Below are 13,833 nucleotides of genomic sequence, written 5' to 3'. Positions count from 1 at the left end.
GTCAGAGAAGCGAAACAAAAACAAGAGTCACTGACCACTAACGATCAAGACTGATCTCTTTCATCTTATAAAGCTCGTTGTACACACTAACAGGGGTGGGGCCAATTTGGTTACCACCCCTTTTTACTTCCCACCTGTTCAGGCACATGTATCCATCACTAAATATTATCGGTCAAGGCTGAACAACCTGACGTCTGGTCTATCAATATTATGCGCCTGGGTTGCCGTCGCGTACCAATTCGTTATTCCTGACTCAACGCCATTGCACTGAACTGGCAACCCTGGTTCTTCAGTGATACGCCCTTGCGCCAATAAAGACATAACACGCCTGGCAATTGCCGCGCCTGAATCAATCAGGGTCACCGACTCAGAGATGGCCTCACTCAAAGGTTTCGCAATAATAGGAAAGTGCGTACATCCCAGGACTAAGTGATCTAGCCCTGCGGCGAGTTCAAGTTGTTTGATCTCAGCGGCAAGCTGCTCACGGTCAATCTCACCGGACCAATAAAACTGCTCAGCCAGCTCAACCAATTTAGTCGACTGATACAAATCAACCTGGCATTCGTTCGCGAATTGCGTAATAAGTTGTTGGGTGTATGTATTTCCGGACGTTGCAGGCGTCGCCAGTAAGCCAATATGTCGACTACGACTGGCGATGGCTGCGGGCTTAATGGCAGGCACAACTCCGACAATCGGGATAGAGGTTAACTGACGAGTGGATCCCAATGCATAAGTTGAGGCGGTGTTGCATGCAATCACTATGATATCGACCGGATGCAAATCACGATCGAGCCACTTTATCAGGGCGGCCAAACGCTGCTGAATAGTCTGCTGGGACTGTAAGCCATAAGGCAGCAGCACATTGTCCATCACATAGCTATAATCGGCATGAGGCAGTACTGCACGAATGTGCTCAAGCACGCTGGTTCCGCCGATACCAGAATCAAAAACGAGAATGTGTGGCACATGCGCTCCTTATTTACAGTTCGCGCGCAGTGTGCCACGGTCAGGGTTTAAAATAAATACTTGTGTCAACTCAAGCAGAGTGGGTTCAGACGCTCTATTATACCTGCTGGTCTTGCTTCTCAGCTTGACGTGATTCCAGGGCGCTGAAGAAGCCTTCAGCATAATCCAGAAACTCATTCAGACGTGCCTGGCCCTCGTTGATCCACGCCATAATATCCGGTAACTGAGCTTCTATACCCAGTCCTTTCGCCTCATCATGGATCCCTTCTAAACGCTGATCCAATGGCTGTAATGCTTTTTCCAAATCTTTCATCGGATTACTTTGCTGATACTGAGCAATCGCTGCAGATGTTTTAGTCTGGCGCAGGTCCATGGTGAAGTTGACGATTTGTTCACTGTTAATACCCAGCTCCTGCACTTTGGCAAAGGCATCGTCGTAATCACCGGCAAAAAAGGTGTCGCTGACATCACGGATATCTTTCATCATATCGTTGATGGCAGCCTGCTCATCTTCATTCAGATCGCCATTCACACTGATAGAAAAGTTAAGTTCACGACTGCTCTGCTCACCATAAGCAAATCCTTCACCATCACCATTGCGTGCATAACTCGCCGCCTTAGACTGGCTCATCGCATCACTGAATGAAATCACCACTTCATCGCCTTCTGCTGTAGTAAAGGCGTATTCAGCCTGATTAGATAAGCTGGCAAACTGAGCGGCACTAACAGACACTTGTTGGGGCTTAGGATCAAACAGTTCTTTTTCAAATTCGTCCAGGCCGCTAAAAATACCTTCTCTGGACTTTTCTATCCCATTTTCAATTTCATCATTGAATAAACCGGTGCCTTTTAACTCTTCAGACGCTTCATCAATCCCCATCTGCACGCCCTTGCGTGCTTGATCAAGCATACTCTTGAGTGTGTCGTCATCTTCCCCTGCGGCTTTGGCTTTCTTCACAGCCCCCTGTACAAACCCCAGCACATTTTTGACAATTTCCTCAAAATCAAACAGCGGCTTGTCTTTTTCTTCTTTTTTCTCAATGCCCAGCGCCTGCGCCAGTTTATCATCGAGCATTTTTGCCGCTGCCTGAGATTTGTTTCCGTGGTAACTATCCGTATTAATTGACATATTAGGGATAAGCGATTTAGCTTTACCCGCGTTATGCTGCATCGCCGGATTCAACAGCTGATTCAACTGTCCGATTTTCATGTCTGCTCTCCGCTTTACTTGATAGTTGGTTATCGGCCAAAACGCCATAAGCTTAAGTCTATTGTACAATAAAAGAGCAAAAAGTTTTGCTCTGTGCTGGACAAATCGAAAGTGCATCCTAAAATAGCGCCTCTTTGCATTAACTATGGTGGTTTTAATATGGCGGTGATCACGATTGACACTTCGACCTACGAGCAACAGTTGAAAGAAAAACAACAGCGGATCAGTGCGCAATTTGCCCGCTTCGATGCGCCACAGCTGGAAGTGTACGACTCCCCCAAAAGCCACTATCGTCAGCGTTGTGAATTCAGAGTCTGGCATGACGGTGACGATCTGTTCCACATCATGTTCGATCAGCAAACCAAAGAGAAGATCCGGGTGGATCAGTTTGATCCAGGTGCGCCTCTGGTCAATGAAATGATGCAGGTGATGATGGATAAACTACGTCACAACGAGATCCTGCGCCGTAAACTGTTCCAGATTGACTATCTCACCACACTCAGTGGAGAAGTACTGATCAGCCTGCTTTACCACAAAGCACTGGATGATGCCTGGCAAGAAGCTATGCAAACGCTACGTCATGAGCTACAGCAGAGTTATAAAGTTGACTTTATCGGCCGAGCCAGAAAACAAAAAGTGGTATTTGGTGATGACTTTGTGACTGAGCGGCTGACTGTTAATGACAAGCAGTACACCTACCAACAAGTCGAAAACAGCTTTACTCAACCCAATGCTGCAGTGAACGAAAAGATGTTGGCCTGGGCACAAGACCTGTGCGCACCACTGCAAAACGATTTACTTGAACTGTATTGTGGCAATGGCAACTTTTCCATCGCCCTGGCGGGTCAATTTAACCGGGTATTGGCCACAGAAATTTCTAAATCTTCTGTACACTCAGCACAGTACAATATCGCAGCCAATAAAGTAGATAACCTTGATATCATTCGTATGTCGAGTGAGGAATTTACGGCAGCGATGAAGGGCGAAAAACAGTTCTCACGCCTCAAGGGGATAGATCTGCACAGTTACAACTGCCAGACCATTCTGGTAGACCCGCCACGCGCAGGCATGGATGAACTAACCTGTAAACTGGTCAGCCAATACGACAACATCATCTATATTTCCTGCAACCCGGATACGCTGGAACGTGATTTGGAATTGCTGTGTGAAACGCATCTGGTGTCGCGTATCGCTATCTTCGATCAGTTCCCTTACACCCACCATGTTGAATCGGGTGTCTTTCTGACCAGAAAGTAAATGCGAATCTAAGACATAAAAAAACCCGCGAACATCGCGGGTTTTTTCATTCTGGCAAATTAAGATTTTTTCGCCAGATAATTAATCAGTGCGGCAATGTCATCCGGTGAAGTTACACCAGACTCTCGCGACAAGATCAGCTTGTATTTACCATTGACGATAAACGTTGGTACACCACTCAATGCACCTTTGTCCTGCATTTGCTCTTGCGCACGTTTCATTTTCTTCGCTTTTGTGCGAACTGAGAAACTCTTGTACAGCTTATCAAATTTTTCACCAGACACGCCCTGTGCAACAAACAGATCTTTGATGTCCGCTACTTCATTGAACTTACCGCGCTTGCCATGCAAGTGCGCAAACATGGCCGATACAATCTTGTCTTTTTGCGGCAATACTGACGCTGTCGCCAATGCCGTGCTCATCATTTGCTGAATTTCAGGGTCTCTGACGCCAACAAAGTCGACGTGACTCTTTTTGAACTTCACGTCCTGATCCAGTTTTGGCTTAAATTCACCGATCAATGATTCAAAGTTATTACAGGCAGGGCAATAAAAAGAGAAGTACTCTGTCACTTCAGGTTTCTTTGTACCGCGCTCCGCAACCACTTCATAATGCTTGCCTTCCTGGAAGTTAGCAGCATTGGCCATTAAAGGTAGGAACAGCGCCAGTGCAGCGGCGCAAATGGATTTAAACATAGTCTGCTTCCCTTATTTTTCTAATAGGTGCTTAACCAGAGCATCAAGCTCAGCCTGGCTGCTCAGTTCTCTCAGGTTAATCTTATATTTATCGTTCACAACAAAAGTGGGGACGCCCGTTAAGGCACCCGCTTTACTAAATGCATCTTGCTTCTCAACCATCGCTTTCTCAGCACTGATCACCGGCATGCTGGCCATAGCAGCATCGAACTGCTCAGCACTGATCCCATTCGCTTCTAGTAGCTTTTTGACATCTTTTAAGTCTTTTAGTTGCACTTGCTGCACGTGTATGGTGTTGAAGATCTGGTCGCTCACCTGCTGTGCTTTACCATGGTGTTTTGCAATGATGTAGGCATAACTCAGGTTACTCTGTACTTCTGGTGCCAGGCCACCCAGGAAATTAACGTGGCTTTTTTCAAACACAGCACCTTGTGGCAGGCTTTTCTCCAACGCTTTGGCAACCGGTTCGAACTGGAAGCAATGCGGGCAATAAAAAGAAAAGAACTCGGTGACTTTGGCCGATTCACTTTTTGTTGTCGTTAGCGTCTGATAGTGCTTACCATCCGTGAAGTCGGCTGCCATTGCCAACACTGGCATACACAACGCAATTAGCGCAACCTTGATCGATTTTAACATTACTATTCTCTCTAAATTTTTATGGATAAAGACTGATCGCCGCTTCATCCAGAGCGGCAAGTTGTTCTTTTAATGCCAGGATCTGCTGTTCCCAGTATTTGTCTGTTGCAAACCACGAAAAGTTCCGGGGAAATGCCGGATCATGCCAACGCTTAGCGAGCCATCCCATGTAATGCACCATACGCATGGCCCTCAGCGGCTCAATTAAGGCAAGTTCGCGCGCATCGAACGAGGCAAACTCTTCATAGCCAGATAACAGGGTATCAAGTTGCATCACCTGATTCTGCCTGTCACCACTTAACATCATCCAGAGATCCTGAACCGCGGGTCCCTGACGACAATCATCAAGGTCCACTATCATTAACTGTTCCTGAGACCATAGAATATTGCCAGCATGGCAATCACCATGCAAACGGATCGGCTGGATTGATGTGAATTTTTCTTCTGCTTTGTTAATGACCTGATCAAGCACCGTGGTAAATGCAAGCCGTAATGTATCAGGCAAACACTCAGAAGCCAAAATATCAACACGCGGCTGATGCAGATAGCTGGTCACATCAATCGCCGGTCGGTGCGCAAAGTCATCCTGCTTCGCAACGCTGTGCAAACGCCCAATATAGCGCCCAAGCATTTCCAGATGATCTAAGTTGTCCACCTCGAATTGACGACCGCCGACACTTGGAAACAGACAGAAACGATAGCCCTGATGCTCAAACAAGCTGCGTCCGTCAACACGATGAGGGGCAACAACCGGTACTTCAGCTTGCTGCAGGGCGAGCGTGAAGTCGTGTTCTTCCTGAATTTGCTCGGACTGCCAGCGTTCAGGGCGATAAAACTTCGCCACATAGCGACGGTTATCGTCGGCACGAAACTGATAAACCCGATTCTCATAACTATTGAGGGGCAACAATCCCGATTCGGGATAAACCCCGACGCTTTCAATGGCATCCAGGATCAGGTCAGGCGTTAAATTTTGAAAGCTGAAATCTGTCATAGTGTTTACCTTTCACTGTCCTGTTCCAAAAACTGGCCTAGGACAAAGTAACAAAAAAGCGGGCTACCCCGCTTTTGTGATGTCTATCTGAGTTATCCCCATTGTACCCTATCTATGCTAACGACCTTTAAAAAAGTTTGTCGGCTGTGCGATTGACTCCGAGGGCGCATCTTTAACTGTGATGACGAACTCAAACTCGGTAACCGGTAACGTCAGATCGTAAGGGTCAATGACGACCGACAACGGCTGATCTACCGTAGAGCCAGCTGCAATGTGGATCTCCTGCTTGCCCAGAATAGTGAAATCAGACAAACCGCGAATACTGATAAGGAAAGTTTGAGGCACCTGTGCTTTGTTGATCATCTTCAGTGTATAAGTATTTTCAACCAACCCTTCTACATTGACCCGATACAGCTGGTTTCTGTCTCTGATAATATCCAGGTCAAGTGTTTTGCGCATCGCAACATTAGCAACCAGAGCCCCAGTTAAGACAATTAGGATCAATAGGTAACCGACCAACTTGCCCCGTACGGCTTTGGTTTTTTCACTGCTGCTTTCGAGATTGCGTTCTGTTGTGTAGGAGATCAATCCCCTGGGATAGTTCATTTTATCCATTACACCATCACACGCATCGATACAGGCACCACAATTGATGCACTCGTATTGCAGCCCATTACGGATGTCGATACCGGTCGGACAAACCTGCACACATAGTTTACAGTCGATACAGTCACCCAGATCCAGCGCTTTAGGATCCTCCTTACGACCACGAGGTCCGCGATTTTCGCCACGTGCGGTATCATAGCTCACAGTGAAAGTGTCTTTATCGAACATCGCAGACTGAAAACGTGAATAGGGACAAATATGCAGACACATGATCTCACGCATCCAGCCGGCATTACCATAAGTACACAGAGTAAAGATCACCACACTTAACGCCGCATACCCTGAAGCTGAAAACATCAGCAGGTCGGGGAGTAATTCACGGATGGGCGTGAAATAACCGACAAACGAAATGGCGGTATACAGAGAAAACAGCACCCAACTGAGATGTTTGGCTGATTTACGCCAGAACTTATCAAAATCCATGGGCCGCTGATCAAGCTTCTTACGCTGATTGGCGGTACCTTCCAGCTTTTCTTCAAACCAGATAAAAATGAACGTCCAGACCGTCTGCGGGCAAGTGTAACCACACCACACCCGACCATAGAAAGTCGTTACCAAAAACAAGGCAAAGGCCGCTATCATCAAAATAAAGGCCAGAATGGTGAGGTCCTGAGGCCACAGAGTCAGACCAAAAATATTAAATTTTTGCTCAAAGATATCGAACAGCACCGCTTGCTCACCATTGAAGTTAATCCAGGGCAACAGCATGAACGCCAGCATGCCGATAAAGCCTATCTGCTTTCTGAGTTTCTGGTGCAACCCGGTAACAGCCCTGACATAAATACGATTGCGAGGGTTAAACCTGTCTGGTTGTAAATCGTCGGGTTTGTGGATTTTGACGTCGACGGGAATATTTTTGACCTTAATTTGCTTGTCCATCACAGCTCCTTACGCGCCTGGGACAGGTACTTGCTACAGTGACCTCTATTTTATATATGTAGTATATCAATCTGGATCAGATCTCGCTCATTTTAAAGGGAAAACCCGACATAAAACAGCATCGCGTTCATTTCGGGTAATAAAAAATTCTGAGCGCTAAACTTGCTTTTAATTCCGTCATTTTATTACACTGGCAACATCTTTTAGCTGTTTAGATCAAAGTTGTTGCAGTTATGAAAAAGTACTTAATTTTAGTCGTGGCAATCCTGGCTCTGTTTACCATTGACCACCCAAGTGTCAAAGAGCCGCGTGAGAAGATGATACAGTATGGTGTTGATCTGCTTGGTGATACCAGCAAAGCCCAGTATAGCCTGGCAGCCAAGCTCGCACGCCAGCAAATCAAAAAAGAGCTAACCTTAACCGAGTCAGAGCACGACTATATTATGTCTGCCCTGTCGACTAATGAAAAAATGAAAGTGTTTCACCTCAAGTTTTGTGAAGGCAATGAGCTGAATATGTACTTTTATGGCCCCAAGCTACTGGATGTGTGTGAAATCGCGGCCGGCTCTTTGCGCGAGGCGGGGCTGTAATGGACTTTTCTCAACTGAACAAAGCCAGTGCTAAGTCTTTCAATGAACAAAAAGCCCTGCTGAAGAAACTGAGTAAAGGCCAGACGGTGCTGTGTCAGCACTGTGAGCAGCCAATCCAACTCGACCTGACCGCTGCAAAGGGAGCTAAAGGGAGTGCACATTGTGCGAAAGGCTGCACTCACATTGAACTGGATTTGATGTAACTGAATTACTCGTTGTACAGGCCGCTCGCCAGAGCGACCTGCTCAATCAAGGCTGCATAGCCTTGCGCAAAGTCATTAGCTAAGCTCAATTGCTGAGCACAAAAGGCCGACATCTCTTGCCCCGACTGTTGACAAAACTGTGCTACTTGCTGCTCTTGCAAACTGAAAAATGCCAATTGCTCCGTCGCCATTTGCAACGCCTCAACCAATTCTTGTGGCACCTCAGAAGCGGTTGCTAAACGCTCATAGTAGGGTTGGCTGGCCAATAAAAAGCCCTGGCTCCACTGTTGCTTTTCCGACCAGGGAGAGTGTGCCTGTGCAGGCAGAGCAAATTGCTCAGAGAAAACCTGCTCGCTGATATGATGATGCAGTGCTAAAAAAGCAAACACGGTGTGTTCTTCCAGCGCCTCATCGTTCAGGCTCAGCTCGCTTAGCCATTGCTCAGGCTCTATCCCGTCCGGGCTACAAATCAACCCAAACAAATAGCCTTCAACAGCGCGCAGGCTCAATGCACCTGGCCGCTGCTCAAGATAATTAGTCAGCGCAGTCTGATGCTGCGCGTCGTAGTTAAACGTCATCATGATTTATAAGTTCACCGGGTAACGCCCTTCGCTATCAGGACGGCCTAAGAATTTAACGGCATCATGAACTTCTTTTGGTAAAGAGGCTTCAGGTTTGATATTGCCTGCAACCCGGAACTGCATATTGGCAGCCAGCGTGGCGTCAGCACGCAGCCCTAAACGGTTCTCCGGATCCACTGTGACGGCAATATCGCCAGATTTACAGCTCAGTACACCACTCATATCACCGATACTGAACCAGCCACTGAGCCCTTTGATATCAATATTGGGACTGCTGATCTCACCGGTGAGGGCATCACAGTATGGCTGGCCAGTATGGTATTCATCAATACTCAGGATCACGCGACCCTTGGCATCCACTGGCAGCGGCAGGGTAACCTGCTGCATCGCCTGCTCGACGCTAAAACGCAAGGTGGCATCATCCAGCTGCGCAGCCTGATCCAGTAAAGACACAGAGAAATTACTATTACCTGAAATTTCATCCAGTGCTCTGGGTGAACCAAAACGAACTTTACCCTGTAACTGACCCGTTAACAGTCCCCAGCCATTTAGCTGCCAGGTGACGTCATTCAGTTGCACATTTTCGTAACGGACCTCACTGATCCGCCCTTCCCACACCGAGCCCGATACGGCTCCAATGGCCAACGCACGAGGTAAAGAGCCCTGCGAAAGCTGCAAAACAATACTGGCTGGCATGCTAATGGCAGCAAAAACACCAAAGGCCAGTAAAAAAACCAGCACTAAACTGATGATCTTCTTCATACTTAATTCTCTAATACCAGACGGCTAACTCGAACATACCCGGGCGCATCTTCCTTCCCCAGATCCAGGTTAGCCACTTTAACACCATGCTGATTGGTCAGCTCGTCCAGCCAGGCAATCAACTGGTTAAACTCCACATTGTCGATATTGACACGCAGCGCATTATCATTTGGCTGCATTTTACTGATGACAATTTTATATTTGCCACGCGTACGGTTCACCAATTGAGTCAGGTTAACATTGGCCGCAGAGGCACGGCCAACCCCCTGGCTCTTCAGCTGGGTCACACTTTTGCCTACCCAGGAAACCAGGGCCTGCTGTTTATCGACTTCTTTTTCTGCTTTTTCAACAGCGGTATTGAGTGGACGGATGATCCCCATCACCAGCACAAACACACAAAACACAACTCCGCCAAGGATCAGCAGCTTTTGCTCCTGCTCTTTAAGAGATTGCCAATAATTAATCACTTGCTGTTTCATGCTGCACCTCGAATGCGGATCTCACCGATCACGTAGTCGCCATCATTATTAAGTGCACCTTGCTGCACTGTCATGCCGCGCTGCTCCAGGATGCTTTTTACCTGACCAAAGACCTGGAAGCCGTTGGCTTTTGCCCGGATCCGCAGTTCGTTACGACGTTGATCATAACGCAGTGTTTCGGGTTCAAAGTCCTTCACTTCATCGAATACAGTCACAAAATGATTGGTCAACTCAAGGAAGCCGCCTTGCTGCTCGCCTGATAAACTGTTTAGCTCATTCTGGATCTGTTTCTTCAGCAAGTGTGGGCGCACCACTTTATTCGGAAAAGCTTGTTTATAACTGGCAACAGCCTGCGCGCTTAGCTCATCAGCCTGATTCTGCAACAAGATCAGCTGCGTTGACTTTATTCCGATAAAGCAGACCAATGCGATTGACGCCGCAATTAGGCCAGCTTGCCAATCACGCCACCACTGAGGCTGCTTTTTCTTGGCAGCAAATTTACCCTGACGTAAGTTAAAGCTTTGCTGCTCAAGTTGTTTAGCAAACAACGCCAATGGTAAGTCATACTCGCTTTCCATCGCATCGAGCGTTTTGTTCGATGCCAGTGCTTCACCCGGACTGAAATGTTGAATACGCTCCTCAGGTAGCAAGTTTAAGAAACCTGCGAGCCAGTCAGATTCAACACCACTGACCTGCCAGTCTGCTGAGCGGAACAACCACTGCGTGCCCAGCTCTATAGCACTGATAGTGTTTTCTGGCGGCGCAGGCAGTAATAATGCATCAGGTAGCAAACGCTGAACACTGATGTCAAAATCATCGAATAAGGCCATCCAGGCTGCTAACCAGGCTTTATCACATAAGGCCACATCTATGGTGTGCTGCTCGTCCCGCTGACCGGCTTTACCTACGGCGATAAAGGCCGAATCAATATCGCAGGCAATTTGCTCTTCCAGCATGAAAGGCAGGGCCTGCTCCAGTTTGCGATTCCACTTGGCCGGTAAATCAATCGTTTTTAACTGCACGCTAGAGGCTGGCAGCAACACGACAACCGAACGGCTCTGTGCTTTTTCACTAAGCTCACCGAGCAGTCCGGCATGCTCCAGCTCACCGCTGGCAATGATCTGCGCATCTTGCGCCGACCAGACTAACCAGTGAACCGGCTCTTGTTGTGAGTGACCCACACGGATCATCAAATTTTCTGACACTAAACGCCTCCAAATTTACGCGCTAGGATGCTCGCCCGACCATCTTTTATTTCGATTATTGAGGTCAGGCGAAACAAACGCTCATCGAACTGAGCCTTTGCTCGTAACTTAAAATAATTGCTTGAAATAGTAAAAATTTTATCGTTCTTTTGTTTGTCGGAAGCACCCTGATTTGCCGCTTCCGAATAAAATTCCTGTATTGAGTCAAAGCCTTTTTCCGGACGGGCCGAAATAATTGCCTCTGCGCCAGATTCGCTCAGCCCCTCCATCAACGCGCTCAGCAACAACGCCTGTTCGGGCTGAATGGTATTGACATTAATAGCCAACTCAGTGCTGCCCGGGATAACGCATACATAAGGCAGTAACTTTTCCATTACCAGAGGGTTAAACCCTTTGATTATCCTCAGCTCACTGACCGAGGCAAACAGGTTATTTGCTGTCAGATAAGGGGTTCTGAGTGACATATATTCATCTTCTTCGGCGCCCGAGCGGAACGTAATACTGTCATCATCCAACCAGTCATACACGCTGTCTGCCATGGCCTCTTCGCTTTCTTCACTGGGCAGGTCTTCGATGTTCTTTAACAGCTCAAGCAACGCTTTGTGTGCTGGGTTTGTGTCATTCCGGTTGCCGCTGTTTTGCGGTTTATTACGCAACGCATTGAGGTTTAAACAGGCCTGCAAATCCGTGATCTCACCACTCAAAGTGCCATGATCCACCGGATAGGGTACCTCTGACAATGCCCAGGGTTGTCCCAAATGAACTTTATCAGGCTCGTCTTTACGGCTATCGAGCAGGACCTTTTTGACCAACTCTTCCGCCCCATAGCTATACCATTTAGCTTGCTGATGGGTCTGCAGGTTGGTGGCTTTTTGCACCTGTACCATCAGACTCATGGTCATTTCTGTTGCGATAGTCGCGGCCAGAGCCACAATGAACAAAACAATGACTAACGCTGCACCACGTTGAGATTTCACGCTAGCCCCTCCTTTGTCCATCATTGTCATTTTGGCCGTTATTGTTGTTATTGTCGTTATTACCATTGCGATTATCGTCACCGCTGCTGGCTTGTTTCACTTTGCCATCGCCCGGCGTTAAAAAAATGCGTCGAATTGGCTCAGCTTCTTGTTGCTGGATAGTCACAGCAACCGCCAAAGGCAGGGCTTTAATGTCCCAGCTATTCTGCCACTTCTGCTTATCGTCTAGGAACTCAAACTTAAGCTCTTCAACGTTTTCCAGGATCACCTGGCTGCGAGGTTCAGTGCCATCAAGCTGGTCAACATAAATTCGGTAAATACGTTCCAGATTGTCGTCTACGACACGATAACCCACTGCCTGTAATTCAGAACGAGGCAGCAGACTAATTGGGTTGGTCCAGCCATCACGTACAAAAGCAATCCCATCGTACTGACTGCTCAGATTGTAGCGACCATGAATGATATATGTTGGGCTAAAATCCCCCGCCTCATTACGTACTTCCCGTTTGGTCATCTGGTTGAAGTCCTGATCCATCAAACGAAACATAGTTTGCAATGATTCCAGCTCTGCCACCGTTTCTTCAGATGCTTCTTTGGCTCTGAGTGTGGTATCCAGGATTTGATGAGTGGCAGTGACCACCATGGCCAAAATAGCCAAGGCCAGTAATACCTCAATCAGGGTAAAGCCACCCTGTCGGGAGGAAATATGCGCGTGCATTATCGCTTCCCTTTTTTATAAATAAAGGTGGTCAGGTCGTACACTGAGTGTTCACGTTTTTCATCGGAAAACACTTCTATTGTGACCTTCACAAAAGTGGGATCGGCCGTTGCGAGGGTAGACTGTGACCAATACCAGGTTACTCCGCCCATTTCCTCATCGCCTTTAAGGCCATTGCGCACCGCGCCTTCTTTGGCGCCAGCGCGCATCATAACAAGGCGGTTTTCGGCCACCCAAGAAGCATAAGCTTGCTGCTCCAAAGTGCTGATATGATTAATATGCTCACCCGTTGCCTGCATCGCAGCAATCCCCGCGACGGCACAGATACTAAGTGCAACCATCACCTCAAGAAGTGTAAAGCCAGCTTGTTTTGTCCTTGCTATCAGGCCATTCATGAGTCTTCCGGCTCCTTACGTAAATTCACCGGCGCCATAAACTCGCCTTCAACAAAATACACGGGCTCACTGTCTTCCTCGAGCTCAAGGCTGAGCTGAAACGCACTGACTTCACCCGACGACAATAGCAAGACCTGAGGAATTTTCAGTTTTTTCAGTTCCAACAAACTCTCTTCATCGCCGCTGCCCATCAACTCACGCCAATTGGCCTGCTCAAGCATGTTGTCTTGTGCCCAGGCTAAATCTTCCGTAGTGAGTACAATTTTATACTCATCGGAATACTCTACCGCCTGGTAGAGTTCTTCGGCCTCAAAAGTCGTCCATTTTTCACCATCAAAAACCAGAAACTCGAGCTTTTTCTTATCCAGATGAAAGCCCAGCTCAATTTGATTGAGAATGGCAAATTCAGAGGCCATATTGATCACACTATGCAGTCGGAGCGCTTCACGCTCTAATTCTTCTTCCATATCGTCAGACAGCGTATACGTGACCAGATTGACTGAAAAGCCAATGATCACCAGCACCATCAGAATTTCGATAAGGCTGAACCCGGCCTGGCGGCCAGATTTCGGTAGGTGCGCCTGATGCGCACCTGATTGAAGGTTTACTGCTGTGTGCAT

General features: G+C 47.6%; 17 protein-coding genes. 3 read left to right on the top strand and 14 right to left on the bottom strand.

Annotated features, from left to right (window positions below):
• Nucleotides 1-165 precede the first annotated feature (165 nt).
• Both murI and MHN31_RS21045 read right to left on the bottom strand, forming a co-directional pair.
• On the bottom strand, nt 166-966 hold the full coding sequence (gene murI / locus MHN31_RS21050; RefSeq protein ID WP_138539535.1) for a glutamate racemase: 801 nt from the start codon (nt 964-966) through the stop codon (nt 166-168).
• 97 nt (nt 967-1,063) lie between these two features.
• Nucleotides 1,064-2,176: a DUF5610 domain-containing protein gene (locus tag MHN31_RS21045; RefSeq protein ID WP_239445229.1), complete on the bottom strand. Its 1,113-nt coding sequence runs from the start codon at nt 2,174-2,176 to the stop codon at nt 1,064-1,066.
• A gap of 159 nt (nt 2,177-2,335) precedes the next feature.
• Between MHN31_RS21045 and trmA the strand changes: the two genes are divergently transcribed.
• Nucleotides 2,336-3,433: a tRNA (uridine(54)-C5)-methyltransferase TrmA gene (trmA, locus tag MHN31_RS21040; protein ID WP_239445228.1), complete on the top strand. Its 1,098-nt coding sequence runs from the start codon at nt 2,336-2,338 to the stop codon at nt 3,431-3,433.
• A 59-nt stretch (nt 3,434-3,492) separates the two neighbouring features.
• On the opposite strand, the gene MHN31_RS21035 is transcribed toward trmA, so the two are convergent.
• The 4 genes from MHN31_RS21035 to ccoG form a co-directional block, all read right to left on the bottom strand.
• Nucleotides 3,493-4,128, bottom strand: coding sequence for a thiol:disulfide interchange protein DsbA/DsbL (locus tag MHN31_RS21035; RefSeq protein WP_125564523.1), 636 nt, complete (start codon nt 4,126-4,128; stop codon nt 3,493-3,495).
• A 12-nt stretch (nt 4,129-4,140) separates the two neighbouring features.
• Complete coding sequence (locus MHN31_RS21030; protein WP_010387105.1) at nt 4,141-4,764, bottom strand: thiol:disulfide interchange protein DsbA/DsbL; 624 nt, start codon at nt 4,762-4,764, stop codon at nt 4,141-4,143.
• A 19-nt stretch (nt 4,765-4,783) separates the two neighbouring features.
• Nucleotides 4,784-5,758 carry a serine/threonine protein kinase gene (locus MHN31_RS21025; RefSeq protein WP_239445227.1) on the bottom strand — a complete coding sequence of 325 codons (975 nt, stop codon included), beginning with the start codon at nt 5,756-5,758 and terminating at the stop codon, nt 4,784-4,786.
• Nucleotides 5,759-5,875: 117 nt separating this feature from the next.
• A complete protein-coding gene (gene ccoG, locus MHN31_RS21020; protein ID WP_125564526.1) occupies nt 5,876-7,303 on the bottom strand; it encodes a cytochrome c oxidase accessory protein CcoG in 1,428 nt (475 codons plus the stop codon).
• A gap of 233 nt (nt 7,304-7,536) precedes the next feature.
• Here ccoG and MHN31_RS21015 point away from each other — a divergent pair, with 233 nt between their 5' ends.
• Both MHN31_RS21015 and MHN31_RS21010 read left to right on the top strand, forming a co-directional pair.
• Nucleotides 7,537-7,893: a hypothetical protein gene (locus MHN31_RS21015; protein WP_194868754.1), complete on the top strand. Its 357-nt coding sequence runs from the start codon at nt 7,537-7,539 to the stop codon at nt 7,891-7,893.
• Nucleotides 7,893-8,096 carry a hypothetical protein gene (locus tag MHN31_RS21010; protein WP_125564530.1) on the top strand — a complete coding sequence of 68 codons (204 nt, stop codon included), beginning with the start codon at nt 7,893-7,895 and terminating at the stop codon, nt 8,094-8,096. Before MHN31_RS21015 ends, MHN31_RS21010 begins: the two co-directional genes overlap by 1 nt.
• Nucleotides 8,097-8,101: 5 nt before the next feature.
• Here MHN31_RS21010 and MHN31_RS21005 read toward each other — a convergent pair whose 3' ends face one another.
• The 8 genes from MHN31_RS21005 to MHN31_RS20970 are packed head-to-tail and all read right to left on the bottom strand — an operon-like array spanning nt 8,102 to nt 13,833.
• Nucleotides 8,102-8,677, bottom strand: coding sequence for a UPF0149 family protein (locus MHN31_RS21005; protein WP_125564532.1), 576 nt, complete (start codon nt 8,675-8,677; stop codon nt 8,102-8,104).
• Between the two features lie 3 nt (nt 8,678-8,680).
• Nucleotides 8,681-9,439, bottom strand: coding sequence for a type II secretion system protein N (locus tag MHN31_RS21000; protein ID WP_239445226.1), 759 nt, complete (start codon nt 9,437-9,439; stop codon nt 8,681-8,683).
• A 2-nt stretch (nt 9,440-9,441) separates the two neighbouring features.
• Complete coding sequence (locus MHN31_RS20995; protein WP_125564536.1) at nt 9,442-9,918, bottom strand: type II secretion system protein M; 477 nt, start codon at nt 9,916-9,918, stop codon at nt 9,442-9,444.
• Complete coding sequence (gspL, locus tag MHN31_RS20990) at nt 9,915-11,123, bottom strand: type II secretion system protein GspL (protein WP_125564538.1); 1,209 nt, start codon at nt 11,121-11,123, stop codon at nt 9,915-9,917. Before gspL ends, MHN31_RS20995 begins: the two co-directional genes overlap by 4 nt.
• On the bottom strand, nt 11,123-12,121 hold the full coding sequence (gspK, locus tag MHN31_RS20985; protein WP_125564617.1) for a type II secretion system minor pseudopilin GspK: 999 nt from the start codon (nt 12,119-12,121) through the stop codon (nt 11,123-11,125). The genes gspL and gspK overlap by 1 nt, the downstream gene beginning before the upstream one ends.
• The gene (gspJ, locus tag MHN31_RS20980) at nt 12,102-12,818 is read right to left on the bottom strand and encodes a type II secretion system minor pseudopilin GspJ (protein WP_125564540.1); all 717 of its coding nucleotides are present in this window, start codon (nt 12,816-12,818) and stop codon (nt 12,102-12,104) included. Before gspJ ends, gspK begins: the two co-directional genes overlap by 20 nt.
• Nucleotides 12,818-13,213, bottom strand: a complete 396-nt coding sequence (gspI, locus tag MHN31_RS20975) for a type II secretion system minor pseudopilin GspI (RefSeq protein WP_125564541.1) — start codon at nt 13,211-13,213, stop codon at nt 12,818-12,820. The genes gspJ and gspI overlap by 1 nt, the downstream gene beginning before the upstream one ends.
• On the bottom strand, nt 13,210-13,833 hold the full coding sequence (locus MHN31_RS20970) for a type II secretion system protein (RefSeq protein ID WP_239445225.1): 624 nt from the start codon (nt 13,831-13,833) through the stop codon (nt 13,210-13,212). Before MHN31_RS20970 ends, gspI begins: the two co-directional genes overlap by 4 nt.

This window comes from Pseudoalteromonas sp. McH1-42, from assembly GCF_022347845.1.
GTDB lineage: Bacteria > Pseudomonadota > Gammaproteobacteria > Enterobacterales > Alteromonadaceae > Pseudoalteromonas > Pseudoalteromonas rubra_D.
This window is presented reverse-complemented; position numbering and strand designations above follow the sequence as displayed.

Bases quoted from the DNA above. Each gene is read 5' to 3' on its own strand.
- gspJ (WP_125564540.1), bottom strand. From the start codon at position 12,818: ATGCACGCGCATATTTCCTCCCGACAGGGTGGCTTTACCCTGATTGAG.
- MHN31_RS20995 (WP_125564536.1), bottom strand. From the start codon at position 9,918: ATGAAACAGCAAGTGATTAATTATTGGCAATCTCTTAAAGAGCAGGAG.
- MHN31_RS20970 (WP_239445225.1), bottom strand. From the start codon at position 13,833: ATGCACACAGCAGTAAACCTTCAATCAGGTGCGCATCAGGCGCACCTA.
- MHN31_RS21010 (WP_125564530.1), top strand. From the start codon at position 7,893: ATGGACTTTTCTCAACTGAACAAAGCCAGTGCTAAGTCTTTCAATGAA.
- MHN31_RS21005 (WP_125564532.1), bottom strand. From the start codon at position 8,677: ATGATGACGTTTAACTACGACGCGCAGCATCAGACTGCGCTGACTAAT.
- trmA (WP_239445228.1), top strand. From the start codon at position 2,336: ATGGCGGTGATCACGATTGACACTTCGACCTACGAGCAACAGTTGAAA.
- MHN31_RS21025 (WP_239445227.1), bottom strand. From the start codon at position 5,758: ATGACAGATTTCAGCTTTCAAAATTTAACGCCTGACCTGATCCTGGAT.
- MHN31_RS21000 (WP_239445226.1), bottom strand. From the start codon at position 9,439: ATGAAGAAGATCATCAGTTTAGTGCTGGTTTTTTTACTGGCCTTTGGT.
- MHN31_RS21030 (WP_010387105.1), bottom strand. From the start codon at position 4,764: ATGTTAAAATCGATCAAGGTTGCGCTAATTGCGTTGTGTATGCCAGTG.
- MHN31_RS21015 (WP_194868754.1), top strand. From the start codon at position 7,537: ATGAAAAAGTACTTAATTTTAGTCGTGGCAATCCTGGCTCTGTTTACC.
- MHN31_RS21035 (WP_125564523.1), bottom strand. From the start codon at position 4,128: ATGTTTAAATCCATTTGCGCCGCTGCACTGGCGCTGTTCCTACCTTTA.
- gspI (WP_125564541.1), bottom strand. From the start codon at position 13,213: ATGAATGGCCTGATAGCAAGGACAAAACAAGCTGGCTTTACACTTCTT.
- MHN31_RS21045 (WP_239445229.1), bottom strand. From the start codon at position 2,176: ATGAAAATCGGACAGTTGAATCAGCTGTTGAATCCGGCGATGCAGCAT.
- gspK (WP_125564617.1), bottom strand. From the start codon at position 12,121: ATGGACAAAGGAGGGGCTAGCGTGAAATCTCAACGTGGTGCAGCGTTA.
- ccoG (WP_125564526.1), bottom strand. From the start codon at position 7,303: ATGGACAAGCAAATTAAGGTCAAAAATATTCCCGTCGACGTCAAAATC.